This window comes from Knoellia sp. S7-12 (assembly GCF_040518285.1).
Lineage (GTDB): Bacteria > Actinomycetota > Actinomycetes > Actinomycetales > Dermatophilaceae > Knoellia.
The window spans coordinates 1,200,055-1,212,452 of record NZ_CP155449.1; the positions used below are offsets into that span (position 1 = coordinate 1,200,055).

Annotated in this window: 10 protein-coding genes; 6 read left to right on the forward strand and 4 right to left on the reverse strand. The window is 66.9% G+C overall.

Annotated elements, in window-relative coordinates:
• Positions 1-3: 3 nt before the first annotated feature.
• The 3 genes from V6K52_RS05815 to V6K52_RS05825 all read right to left on the reverse strand — a co-directional run bounded on the left by V6K52_RS05815 (position 4) and on the right by V6K52_RS05825 (position 3,793).
• Positions 4-1,008, reverse strand: a complete 1,005-nt coding sequence (locus tag V6K52_RS05815) for an ABC transporter permease (protein ID WP_353952941.1) — start codon at positions 1,006-1,008, stop codon at positions 4-6.
• Positions 1,009-1,012: 4 nt separating this feature from the next.
• The gene (locus V6K52_RS05820; RefSeq protein WP_353952942.1) at positions 1,013-2,023 is read right to left on the reverse strand and encodes an ABC transporter permease; all 1,011 of its coding nucleotides are present in this window, start codon (positions 2,021-2,023) and stop codon (positions 1,013-1,015) included.
• A gap of 99 nt (positions 2,024-2,122) precedes the next feature.
• Positions 2,123-3,793: an ABC transporter substrate-binding protein gene (locus tag V6K52_RS05825; RefSeq protein ID WP_353952943.1), complete on the reverse strand. Its 1,671-nt coding sequence runs from the start codon at positions 3,791-3,793 to the stop codon at positions 2,123-2,125.
• A gap of 194 nt (positions 3,794-3,987) precedes the next feature.
• Here V6K52_RS05825 and V6K52_RS05830 point away from each other — a divergent pair, with 194 nt between their 5' ends.
• The 6 genes from V6K52_RS05830 to V6K52_RS05855 are packed head-to-tail and all read left to right on the forward strand — an operon-like array spanning position 3,988 to position 11,340.
• A complete protein-coding gene (locus V6K52_RS05830) occupies positions 3,988-4,425 on the forward strand; it encodes a (deoxy)nucleoside triphosphate pyrophosphohydrolase (RefSeq protein ID WP_353952944.1) in 438 nt (145 codons plus the stop codon).
• A 43-nt stretch (positions 4,426-4,468) separates the two neighbouring features.
• A complete protein-coding gene (typA, locus tag V6K52_RS05835) occupies positions 4,469-6,370 on the forward strand; it encodes a translational GTPase TypA (protein WP_353952945.1) in 1,902 nt (633 codons plus the stop codon).
• Between the two features lie 39 nt (positions 6,371-6,409).
• Complete coding sequence (locus tag V6K52_RS05840) at positions 6,410-8,218, forward strand: ABC transporter substrate-binding protein (RefSeq protein WP_353952946.1); 1,809 nt, start codon at positions 6,410-6,412, stop codon at positions 8,216-8,218.
• A complete protein-coding gene (gene mshB, locus V6K52_RS05845) occupies positions 8,215-9,084 on the forward strand; it encodes an N-acetyl-1-D-myo-inositol-2-amino-2-deoxy-alpha-D-glucopyranoside deacetylase (protein WP_353952947.1) in 870 nt (289 codons plus the stop codon). The genes V6K52_RS05840 and mshB overlap by 4 nt, the downstream gene beginning before the upstream one ends.
• Before the next feature lie 50 nt (positions 9,085-9,134).
• Positions 9,135-9,587: a flavin reductase family protein gene (locus V6K52_RS05850; protein ID WP_353952948.1), complete on the forward strand. Its 453-nt coding sequence runs from the start codon at positions 9,135-9,137 to the stop codon at positions 9,585-9,587.
• 37 nt (positions 9,588-9,624) lie between these two features.
• Positions 9,625-11,340: a VanW family protein gene (locus tag V6K52_RS05855; protein ID WP_353952949.1), complete on the forward strand. Its 1,716-nt coding sequence runs from the start codon at positions 9,625-9,627 to the stop codon at positions 11,338-11,340.
• A gap of 7 nt (positions 11,341-11,347) precedes the next feature.
• Here the strand turns inward: V6K52_RS05855 and V6K52_RS05860 are convergent, their stop codons facing one another.
• Complete coding sequence (locus V6K52_RS05860) at positions 11,348-12,397, reverse strand: GNAT family N-acetyltransferase (RefSeq protein ID WP_353952950.1); 1,050 nt, start codon at positions 12,395-12,397, stop codon at positions 11,348-11,350.
• Between the last annotated feature and the right edge of the window lies 1 nt (position 12,398).

Genomic DNA, 12,398 nt, shown 5'->3' on the forward strand with positions numbered 1-12,398 from the left:
GGTTCACCTCCGGCTCTTGGGGTCGAGGGCTTCACGTAGCGACTCACCCATGAGGGTGAAGCCGAGTGCGACGACGATGATGCAGGCGGCCGGGTAGAACGCCAGGTGCGGGTAGTCCGAGATGTACTGCTGGGCTGCACCCAACATCTGGCCCCACTCGGGTTGACGGTCGTCGGCGTTGCCGAAACCGAGGAACGACAGCGCGGCCGCATCGATGATCGAGGTCGCGAGCACGAGCGTCGATTGGACGATGACCGGCCCGAGCGAGTTCGGGAGCATGTGCCGCAGGACGATGGCGCTCTGCTTCACGCCCAAGGCCCGCGCAGCGAGCACGTGGTCACTCGAGCGTTGGGCGAGCATCGACCCACGGAGGAGGCGGGCGAAGACCGGGACCTGGACCGTCGCGATGGCGATGATGAGGGTCCACTGCGAGGGCTTCGGGGCCAAGGCCGAGATCGACACCGCGAGCAGCAGCGACGGGATCGACAGCATGACGTCGACGATGCGCATCACGAGCGAGTCAACCCAGCCACCGAAGGCCCCAGCGAGCGTGCCGAGGAAGAGTCCGCCGATGAGGCCGAACACCGTGGCGAACACACCGACGATGAGGGTCTGGCGCGCCCCGACGATGAGGCGTGAGAGGAGGTCCCGCCCGAAGTCGTCCGAACCCAGCGAGTGCCCCGGAATCGCCTCGACGACCTTGCTCGCCGCGGACTGCCGATCGAGGAGCGCGGGAATACGCAGGGTCGGATCGTGAGGAGCGATCCACGGAGCGACGATGGCGAGCAGGACGAACAGCAGGGTGATCGTCGCTCCGAAGAGGAAGACCGGATTGCGTCGCAGACGTGCCCACGCGCTCGCGATGAGCGATACGCCTCCGGTGTCCTTGACGGCGCCAGCCGTGTCGATCTGCAAGTCCTTGACGGCCGTGGCGCCAGCCGTGGCCGCGAGCGAGTCGATGCGGTCCTTCCTGGCGTTGGGTCGGGGGTCCATGGGGCTGTTGGTCATCAGGTCACCTCGTCCTGACTCGGGGGTCGATGACCGCGTACGCGATGTCGACCAGGAGGTTGACGATGACATAACCCGCGGCAGCCGCGAGGATGACGACCTGCAACACCGGGTAGTCGCGTTTGGTGAAGGACTCGGCCAAGATGTTACCGACGCCTCCAAAGGAGAAGACCTGCTCGGTGAGAACCGCACCAGCAAGGAGGGCACCGATCTGGAGACCGATGGTCGTCGTGACGGGAAGCATGGCATTGCGCAGGATGTGGCGGCCACGGATGATCCGGTTCGACAGGCCCTTGGACTCCGCCGTGCGGATGTAGTCCTCATCGACGACGTCGAGCACGGCCGCGCGGGTGATCCGGAAGATCACGGCGAAGGGGATGCTCGAGAGCGCGACGGCCGGGAGGATGAGGTGCTTGAACGCGTCCCAGGCCGCGTCGAACTCCCGGGTGATGAGGCCGTCGAACACGAAGAACCCCGTGACTCGGGTGCCCTCGATCTCGCTGCCCTGGCGCCCTGACACCGGGAGCCAGCCGAGCTTGATCGCGAAAATGTACTTGAGCAGGAAGGCGAGGAAGAAGACGGGGATTGCGACACCGACGAGCGAGGTGATCACCGAGGCGTTGTCGAGCAACGACCCGTGGCGGCGGGCCGCCATGTAGCCGAGCGGGATGCCGAGAGCCACCGCGATGATCATCGCGAACGTGCTCAGTTCGAGGGTGGCTGGCATGCGTTGCAGGAAGATGTCGAGCGCGTCCCGACCCACGAGAACACCGTTGGAGACTCCGAAGTCTCCCTTGAGAATGCGGCCGAGGAAGCTCAGGTACTGCGACCACAGTGGCTGGTCGAGGCCGAGCACCTTCTCGAGCGCGGCCCGGGACTGGGGCGTGGCGCGCTCACCGAGCAGGGCGGAGACCGTGCCTCCGGGGAGCGACTTGAGCCATACGAACAACAACAACGACAGGACCGCCAGCACGGCGACCATCTGTATCAAGCGCCTGACGATGAACCTCAGCACGCAAACCTCCCAGGGGAATGGCGGTGATCATGGCGGTGGCCGCCCCGGCGAGTCTTCGCCGGGGCGGCCACCTGCGTCAACGGTGGTGAACCAGAACGGTCACTTGCCGCCGACGGTCACGCTGCTGAACTCCTCTGCCGTCAACGGCGAGGGGACAACACCCTCGACGTTGTCGCCCACCACGAGCGCGGGCGGGGAGTGGCTGATCGCGAGAGCCGGGAGGTACTCCTCCTGGATCTGCTGGTTCAACTTCTCGTAGGCCGCGGTGCGCTCGGCCTCGTCGACGATCGAGTCGGCCTTGGCCAGGTCGCCCGCGAGCGTCGGGCCGAAGGTCTGCTTGGCCAGACCGAAGTTGTTCTGGGCGAGGTTGCCGAAGAACGTGCCGACGAAGTTGGCAGCTGCGTCGTAGTCGCCGGTCCAGCCGAGGAGGAAGGCGTCATACGCGCCGGCGTCAACGCCGTCGAGGTAACCGCCGGCCCACGGCTTGGTGGACTGGGTGACCTTGATGCCTGCAGCCTCGAGGTCGGTGACCATCGCCTGGTAGAGCTTCTGCGGGTTCGGCATGTACGGACGCGAGACCTCCGACGGGTACGCGAAGTTGAGCGTCAGGCCTCCGGCCGCGGTGATTGCGGCCTTGGCTGCTGCCGCGTCGTACTTCGTGGCCTCGAGCGACTTGTTGTAGCCGCTCACGGTGTCAGGCATCATCTGCGTCGCGACCGTGGCGCCCTCAGGGAGCTGGGTCTTGACGAGCTGTTCGCGGTTGATGGCCTGGTAGATGGCCTTGCGAACCTTGACGTCCTGGAGTTTCGGGTTCTTGTTGGGGTTGAGGCCGACGTAGAACACGTTGAACGGCTTGCGGATCTCGAGCTTGTTGCCCTCGCTCTCCAGACCCTTCCAGTCAGCCGGGTTGGGCAGGTCGTAGCCGTTGATGCTCTTGGCCTGCAGCTCCTGGCGACGGGTGCTCTCGTCGGGGATGATCTTGAAGACGACCTTGGCGTTCTTGGCCTTCTCGCCCCAGTACTCGTCGTTGCGCACGAGCGTGACCGTCTTGTTGGCCTCGTCGTACTTCTCGAGCTTGTAGGGGCCGGTGCCGACGGGAGCCGTCGCGTAGGCGGGGAAGGTGAAGCCCTCTCCCTGTGCGGCGATCTCGTTGGCCTTGCCGGCGGTCATCGCCTTTGGCGACTGCATCGACAGCGATTCGAGCGAGAGGAACGTCGGGAAGCCGGAGGTCGGGCGGGTGACCGAGAGGATCACGGTCTTCTCGTCCTTGGCCTCGCAGCCCTTGTAGAGGGAGTCCGCGGCCTTGGCCTTGAACGCACCGAAGGTGTTGGCCCAGTACTCGCCGCGGACCTGGCCGGCGTCGTTCTGGTCAAACATGCGCTCGAAGTTCTTGCAGACCGCGTCAGCGTTGAACGGCTCGCCGTCCTGAAACTTCACACCGGTGCGAAGCGTGAACGTCCAGTTGGTGCCGGAGGCGTCCGGTTCCCACTTCTCAGCGAGCTCGGGCTCGACCTCGGCGCTGCCGGCCTTGATGCCGACGAGGCCCTCGAACATCTGACGGGTGACCCGGAAGGTCTCACCGTCGGTGGCATAGAAGGGGTCGAGCACACTGGGGGCGCCTGCAGCGCCGAAGGTGAAGGTGGACGAGCCGCCGTCACTCGTACCAGTCGTCTCTGTGCCTTCGTCACGGTCCGACTGGGCGCAGGCCGTCAGGGCCAGCGCAGCAACAGTCAGCACGGCGAACGGCGTCGCCTTGCGCTTGAACGTCATCGATACCTCGCTTGGGTGTGCGAACCTCGAGAGCCACGGTTGACCCCCGAAGGGTGGTGCGACCGTGCAGCGGGGCGACTGTGCTGTGCCTCACTGCCATGGTCGGGTTGACCATAGCGACATTCATCCGTCGTGGTCCCCAGCATGCGCATTGTTTATCGGAGTGAGACCCAGAGGTCAGGAGGAACTGCGGCGTGAGCAGCGAAGAGCCGAAGAGCCCCGTTGAAGTGGTGGCTGCTGCGATCGTCGACGACCTCGAGCAGCCGACCAGGCTGCTCGCGGCCAGACGCACCGAGCCGCGGTCCCTCGCCGGAGGCTGGGAGCTGCCGGGCGGCAAGCTCGATCCGGGGGAGAGCAGCGTGGAGGCCCTGCACCGGGAACTGGTGGAAGAGCTCGGCGTCGACGTCGTCCTTGGTGACCTCGTGGAAGGCCCGATGGAGCGGGGACGATGGCCGCTCGGCACGGCATACGCCATGACTGTGTTCCTCGCCGTGGTCATCAGAGGTGACCCGAAACCGCTCGAGGACCACGACCAGCTGCGCTGGCTGACGACTGCTGATCTGTATGCCGTCGAGTGGCTTCCAGCGGACCTCCCGATCATCAGGATGCTCGGTTCGCGGATGGCTCGCTGACGCCGTTTTCGTCAATGAGCCAAGTCCTGAGACACTTGGCATCATGCCCATCACTACTCGCGACGACATCCGAAACGTCGCCATCGTCGCGCACGTCGACCACGGAAAGACCACTCTGGTCGACAAGATGCTCTGGGAGTCCGGTGCCTTCGAGGCCCGAGCCACCGTCGAGTCCACTGGCGAGCGCGTCATGGACTCCGGTGACCTGGAGCGCGAGAAGGGGATCACGATCCTCGCCAAGAACACCGCGGTGCACTACGCGGGCAAGGCGGCGCTCGATGCCGGTCTGGCTGACGGCCTGACGATCAACATCATCGACACCCCCGGTCACGCCGACTTCGGTGGCGAGGTCGAGCGCGGTCTGTCGATGGTCGACGGTGTCGTCCTGCTCGTCGACGCGTCCGAGGGACCGCTGCCGCAGACGCGCTTCGTCCTGCGCAAGGCCCTTGCTGCCAACATGCCCGTCATCCTCTGCATCAACAAGGTCGACCGTCCCGACTCCCGCATCCAGGAAGTCGTCGACGAGGTCTACGAGCTCTTCATGGATCTCGAGGCGACCGAGGAGCAGATCGAGTTCCCGATCGTCTATGCCTCCGCCAAGAACGGCCGTGCGTCGATGGAGCGTCCCGACAACGGTGGCCTGCCCACCGGTGAGGACCTCACGGCCCTCTTCGAGACGATCATCGGCACCATCCCGGCGCCGACCTATGACCCGGAGACGCCGCTGCAGGCGCACGTCACCAACCTCGACGCATCCAACTTCCTTGGCCGCCTTGCTCTCCTGCGCGTCTTCAACGGCGAGATCAAGAAGGGCCAGCAGGTTGCGTGGTGCAAGCACGACGGCACCATCGAGCGCGTCAAGATCACCGAGCTCCTCATGACCGAGGCCCTCGAGCGCAAGCCGCTCGAGGACGGCAAGTCGGCCCGCCCCGGCGACATCATCGCCATCGCGGGCATCCCCGACATCATGATCGGTGACACCATCGCCGACGCCGAGAACCCCATCGCGCTGCCCATCATCACCGTGGACGAGCCCGCCATCTCGATGACGATCGGCACCAACACCAGCCCGATGGTCGGCAAGGTCCGTGGCTCCAAGGTCACCGCTCGGATGGTCAAGGACCGCCTCGACAAGGAGCTCGTCGGCAACGTCTCGCTCCGTGTGCTGCCGACCGAGCGTCCCGACGCCTGGGAGGTCCAAGGGCGTGGCGAGCTCGCGCTGGCCATCCTCGTCGAGCAGATGAAGCGTGAAGGCTTCGAGCTCACGGTCGGCAAGCCCCAGGTGGTCACGCAGCAGATCGACGGCAAGCTCCACGAGCCGGTCGAGCGCCTCACGATCGACACGCCGGAGGAGTACCTCGGTGCCATCACCCAGCTCCTCGCGGCGCGCAAGGGCCGCATGGAGCAGATGACCAACCACGGCACCGGCTGGGTCCGCATGGAGTTCCTCGTGCCCTCACGTGGCCTCATCGGCTTCCGGACGCAGTTCCTCACGGACACCCGTGGCGCTGGCATCGCGCATCACGTCTTCGAAGCCTACGAGCCGTGGTTCGGCACCATCACGACCCGCACGTCCGGCTCGCTCGTCGCCGACCGCACCGGCCCGGTCACCGCCTACTCGATGGTCAACCTCCAGGAGCGTGGCACGCTGTTCGTCGAGCCCGCGACCGAGGTCTACGAGGGCATGATCATCGGCGAGAACTCGCGTGCGGACGACATGGACGTCAACATCACCAAGGAGAAGAAGCTCACGAACGTGCGTGCTTCCTCTGCTGACAACTTCGAAAAGGTCGTTCCGCCCCGCCGCCTCACCCTCGAGCAGGCTCTGGAGTTCTGTCGCGAGGACGAGTGTGTCGAGGTGACCCCGGAGGCAGTCCGTATCCGCAAGGTCGAGCTCGACCAGACCGTCCGCGGCCGCACGGCTTCTCGCGGTCGCAAGGCCTGAGGCGACCTGCCACCAGGATCCCGCTCAGGAGCGCAGCACGTGAGTACTCTCCCCGCCAGATATCGACCTCGCCGCGAGCGAGGGCGTCTCTGGGCGCTCACGGCTGCGGTGGTCGTGGTCGTCATGGGTGGGGCCGTCGGGTGCAGCGTCTTCGGTGGCGACGACGACCCGTCCGCGACTCCTGCTGTCACGGCCTCGCATGAGCGCACCGACGAACGTGGTGGCACGCTCAAGGCGCTCTCGCTCGGGCCGGTGCTCAGCTGGGACCCGCAGCGGATCGGTGGGCGCGACGACGCAGCCTTCGCGGGCCGCACGTTCCTGCGGACCCTCACGGCCTACAAGCCCAGCACCGACCCCGGGAACCAATCGCGGCTCGTGGGCGATCTGGCGACCGACACCGGCACGCCCAACAAGGACCTGACCTCGTGGTCGTTCACGCTGCGCGAAGGGATTGCGTGGGAGGACGGCAGCCCGGTCACGTGCGAAGACCTCAAGTACGGCATCTCGCGGACGTTCGCCACGTCCGTCATCACCGGCGGATCCACCGATGCGCTCGCCGTGCTCGCCGTGCCGAAGCAGCCTGACGGCAGCTCCGTCTATGCAGGCCCCTATGTCGCGGCCAAGACCGCAGCGGCTGGCATAGCGGCATACGACAAGGCCGTGGCCTGTCGTGGCACGACCATCACATTCGGCCTGAGCTCACCGGTGAGCGACTTCAACGAGATGGTGACCCAGTCCGCGTTCGCCCCGGTGAAGAAGTCCGAGGACAAGGCCGCCGACGGGACCTTCGAGGTCTTCTCCAACGGGCCCTACAAGCTCTCGGACCCCTGGCGAGCATCGACGGGAGGGTCGTGGGTGCGCAACCCGCACTGGATCGCCTCGACCGACGAGGTCCGCCGAGCCTTCCCGGACCGCATCGACTATCAAGAGGGCATCGAGACCCAGACCGTTGCCCAGCAGATCATGGCGGACGGTGACAATTCGCGCAGTGCCGTGGCGATGGGTTCTGCGCCGCCGGCGATCCAGCAGCATATCCTCACCGTCGATGCGCTCAAGGAGCGTTCGGTGACGGCGGGAACCGGCCTGGTCGACTACCTGGTCCCCAACCTCAAGAGCCCGACCTTCGCATCGGTTGAGGCGCGCCAGGCACTGGCCGTCGCGACTAATCGCGAGGCCTATGTGACTGCCCTGGGCGGTGGAGCGACGGGTCGACCGACGCCCTCTCTCATCCCCCAGGCGCTGCCGGCAGCCCATGCCGACGATCCTCTCGAGGCCGGCAACCGCGGGAATGCCGGCCAGGCCAAGGTGTTGCTCGGCAAGGCAGGCCTGACCATCCCCGTGCCGATCAGGGTCGCCTACCGCTCCAGCCCCGTGGCAGACAAGGCGATGGCCTCGCTCGTCGCGGGTTGGACCGAGGCAGGTTTTGCGCCGAAGCTCACCCCGATCAAGGACGAGTACTTCACGTCGATCACCCAGCCAGCGGCGGCCACGTCCTATGACGTCTTCTGGTCCAACTGGGCGCCGGCATGGGCGTCGGCCGGAACGATCCTGCCTGCCCTGTTCGACAGTTCCATCAACATCACGCCGTCCGGACCCGGTCGTGACTACGGCTACTTCAACGACGCCAAGGTCAATGCCGAGATGGCCCGGATCAACACCATCGCCGACCGAGAGGATCGCGAGAGGGCCTGGACCGCCCTCGATGTGCAACTCCAGACACTCGGCGCCTACATCGGGCTCGCAGAGCGTCGTGCGCTGTACATCGCGGGCAGCGATGTCCGCAATCTGTCGGCCAACGAGGTCACCGGCGGCGTTGTGGAGTTCGCCGACATCGCGGTTCGCCAATGAGCCGACTGCTTTTCGTCCACGCCCACCCCGACGACGAGACCCTGGCGACCGGTGTTGCGATCCTCCACCACGTCGCCCAGGGAGATGACGTCCACGTCCTCACCTGCACGCTCGGCGAGGAGGGCGAGGTCATCCCTTCGGAGCTGGCGCACCTCGAAGGCGCTGACGGCGATCCGCTGGCCGATCATCGCCGGGGAGAGCTCGCCGGCGCCGTGTCGGTCCTCGGCGTCGCCCACCACCTGCTCGGCGTAGGCGTAGGCGCAAGCGGCGACCAGCCGGCATACAGGGATTCGGGAATGGTCGGCTCGGCAGGCTTCAGCCACCCCCGCGCCTTCGCTGCAGCCGACTTCATGGAGGTCGCCACACTGATGCGCTCCACCATCGAGGAGATCGCCCCTGACATCGTCGTCACCTATGACGCAGAAGGTGGCTACGGGCACCCCGACCACATCCGGGTCCATGATGCCGTGCGGGCCGCACTGGCCGAATATCCCTCTGCGCCAACGCTCTTCGTGTCTCTGACACCTCGTTCCTGGGTCGCGGAGGATCGTGCGTGGCTCGCGACACATGTGCCACCAGAATCGGGGTATGCCGTCCCGTCACCATCCGATGCCGTGGCACCTTCCGTGGTCGATGACGTGGTGGTAACGCATGCGGTCATCGACCCCGAGGTCGTGTCCCGACAGGAGGAGGCGCTGCGCTGTCACGCCACTCAGGTCGTCGTGGGCGAGGGTTGGTTCGCGCTCTCCAACGACATCGCGGCGCGTCTGGCCGGACGAGAGGGCTACTCCGTGATGGACGCGAGGACGGGTGATCTCGTGCCGGGTGACGGCGACCGTCGCGCACTGGTCGGGGCCAGGCCGTGACGACGTCAGGGCAGGGGGGCAGTGTGGACACGGACACCTACCGTCATGTCATGGGCAGGCTGGCCACGGGCATCGCGGTCGTCACGACGACGGCTTCGGGCCAGGACCACGCCCTCACGGCCAACTCGCTGACAAGCGTCTCGTTGGATCCCGTGCTCCTGCTCATCTGCGTCGAGACCGACGCCCGCTTCCATGACGCAGTGCTCGAGTCGCGGATGTTCGGCGTCAGCGTGCTCGCGGCCAGTCAGCGAGGGCTCGCGGCCTGGTTCGCGACCCCGGGGCGCCCGCTGCCCGGGCAGATGGACCGGGCGCCTCACACGCGAGGCACCACAGGGGTGCCACTCCTTGACGGGGCACTCGCAACGCTCGAGTGCGCGGTGCGCGACGTCCACCCTGCAGGGGACCACAGCATCATCGTCGCGACAGTCCAGGCGGCCGGTTTGGCGGGCGATCCGCAGGCTGCCCTCGTACACTTCCGCGGACAGTACTCCGCCCTGCCCTGATCCAAGAACGCTTCACTCGATCGAACCAAGGAACGCCATGACCGACGTTTTCGACCAGCAGCCGGGTCAACCGCGACGCCAACGAGGTGCCATCGCGGCAATCGTGGGTGCCCTTGTCCTGCTCGTTGGCGCATACGTCGGTGTCGCGGCCTACACCAGCGGTCGGATGCCCAGTGACACCAAGGTCGGGGGGGTGCAGGTCGGAGGCATGGCCCCAGCCGCAGCCCGCACGGCGGTCGAGGCCGCGGTCAAGGAGCGTGGCGACACGCCGGTGACGCTGACCGCTGGCGGCAAGTCGGCGACCATCGTCCCGGCCGAGGCGGGGCTGGCCATCGACCTCGACGCCTCGATCGGTGATCTCACGGGATTCAGTCTCAACCCGGCCAAGGTCATCGGTCACCTCACAGGCGGTGACAGCCGAGGCCTCAAGACCAGGGTCGACGAGACCAAGCTCAAGGCCTCGGTGACCCAGGCGTCCAAGGCCCTGACCGTGGCACCCAAGGAGGGTGCGATCTCGGTGACCGGGGGCAAGGTCGCTGTGGTGGCGCCCGTCAAGGGTCAGTCGGTCGTGCTCGACAGGACCGTCGACCTGATCGCGACCTCGTGGCCCCGCAGCACGCCGATCGTGGCCCCCGTGACCGCGTCGACCCCCAAGGTGTCAGCGGAGGAGTTGCAGCGGGTCAAGACGGAGTTTGCCGACAAGGCCATGTCTGGCCCGATTGCTGTCAAGGCAGGCGACAAGACCTTCGAGATCAGCGCCGCGACGCTGGCCCCCGCGATCAGCTTCCCCGCCGACGCCCAGGGCAAGATCACGCCGAAGTTCGACGACAAGGTCATCATCGCCGCCGTCACCGAGGCGGCAGACCGCGCCAAGGCGACGGCAAAGGCCAAGGACGCAACCGTCACCTTCGTGAACAACCAGCCGACCGTCGTCCCCTCCCGGACGGGCGTCGCACTCGACCCGACCAAGATCGAGGGCCCCGTGACGGCCGCGCTGACGTCGCCTGAGCGGGCCGCGATCATCCCCGTCACCGTGTCGCAGCCGGAGTTCACCACCGAGAGGGCCAGAGCCACTCTGCCCAAGGGCATGATCTCGACCTTCACGACGTACTTCAATCCCAACGGTGGCGGCCGGGTGACCAACATCAGGCTCGCGGCCAAGACCCTCAACGGCACCTACGTCCCGCCGGGGGGAACCTTCAGTCTCAACGGAGTTCTCGGTCAGCGCACTCCGGCCAAGGGCTACGCGATCGGCGGCACCATCAACAACGGTCGCCTCAGCCAGAACTACGGCGGTGGCATCTCGCAGGTGTCCACCACCACGTTCAACGCCGCTTTCTTCGCAGGCATGAAGTTCGTCGAGTACATGCCCCACGGCTTCTACATCTCGCGCTACCCCGAGGGGCGCGAGGCAACGGTCTCGTGGCCGGACCTCGACATGTCGTGGGTCAACACGACCGACGGTGGCGTGTACATCCGGGCCTCCGCAGTGGGCGGTGAGGTCACCGTGTCGTTCTATGGCGTCAAGAAGTGGGACATCACGGCCAACAAGGGGCCGCGCCGCAACCTGATCCCGTTCAAGAAGCTCACCGACCCCTCGCCGAAGTGCATCACGCAGACCCCGACCCCGGGGTTCGATGTCACGGTCACCCGGACCTTCAAACAGGCTGGCAAGACGGTCAAGACCGAGACGTTCAACACGCACTACATTCCCGAGGACGACGTCAACTGCACGCACCCTGACTCCAAGTAGCTGGAGTTCAGCCCCGCTCGGCCCGGGCGAGGTAGACGTAGCTCGAGTGCCGTTCGAACCCGAGTCGCTCGTAGATGCCGATCGCCGGGGCGTTGTCCGCCTCGACCTGCAGGTGGATGAGCTGTATTCCGCCCTGTCGCACTGTCGCTGCCAGCTGCGCCGTGAGGTGGGACCCCAGACCTCGACCGCGGTAGGCCGGGTCGGTCCACAGGGCTCCGAGGCCGGCCCAACCGTGAGCCAGGCCGAGCCGGCCGATGGCGACGGGGCGAGGGTCACGAGAACCAGGGGTGCTGAGGCCGAGCGTCTGGGCCAGACCGCCCCCGAGGGCGATGCGACCGAAGAGCTGGCGTGGGCTGCCGAGCAGCACGCCTTCGGCTGCGTCCGGGACCACGGCCCGACTCTGCTGGTAGGCGTCCAGCCACGCCCCGTCGAGCGTCTCGCCCACGCCGACGTGGGGCCCGCCGGGATCTGCCGCGGCGACCCGGTCCGTCGCAGCGGTGAGGTTGAGGGTGCGGCTGCCAGCGGTCCAGCCGCGGCTCAGCAACTCAGCGCCGAGCGGGTCCGTCGCCGGTTCGAAGCCGACCGGTCCGGTCAGTGACACGGCGGCTGGGAGGCCGCGGACGGCATACCAGGCCTCGATCCGATCGATGGCGTCGGCGAGGGGGATGCCGGGATCACCGATGGGCAGGACCGAGTTGCCGCGCTGCGTGAAGCCCCGAGAGGCGCGCAGCTCCCACTCGCCGAGGGGTTCGCGCTCCAGCGCTCCCCAACTCGGGCCCATGACGCGCTGCAGGTCAGCCCTCGAGATCGCGAGATGCGCCGAGCCCCGGCGGCTGGGCCTGGGTGGGATCTCCTTGGCAGCGACGATGCGGTCGCGCGCGATGACGACGGATCCGCGACTGGTCGACACCGTGACGTCGTGCTCGCTGCGAGCGACGAGCTCACCAACGGCGTCGGTCATCGAGGGGGAGCCGGCCATCGCGTGGGGAGGCGGGTCGAGGCGCCAGCGGACGACGACACGGGCGCCGATGTGGACGGCGTCGAAGGAGGTGGGCACG

What these genes read in the sequence shown, in the direction of transcription:
- V6K52_RS05815 (WP_353952941.1), bottom strand. Translation starts at nt 1,008, where the DNA reads ATGACCAACAGCCCCATGGACCCCCGACCCAACGCCAGGAAGGACCGC.
- V6K52_RS05825 (WP_353952943.1), bottom strand. Translation starts at nt 3,793, where the DNA reads ATGACGTTCAAGCGCAAGGCGACGCCGTTCGCCGTGCTGACTGTTGCT.
- typA (WP_353952945.1), top strand. Translation starts at nt 4,469, where the DNA reads ATGCCCATCACTACTCGCGACGACATCCGAAACGTCGCCATCGTCGCG.
- mshB (WP_353952947.1), top strand. Translation starts at nt 8,215, where the DNA reads ATGAGCCGACTGCTTTTCGTCCACGCCCACCCCGACGACGAGACCCTG.
- V6K52_RS05850 (WP_353952948.1), top strand. Translation starts at nt 9,135, where the DNA reads ATGGGCAGGCTGGCCACGGGCATCGCGGTCGTCACGACGACGGCTTCG.
- V6K52_RS05855 (WP_353952949.1), top strand. Translation starts at nt 9,625, where the DNA reads ATGACCGACGTTTTCGACCAGCAGCCGGGTCAACCGCGACGCCAACGA.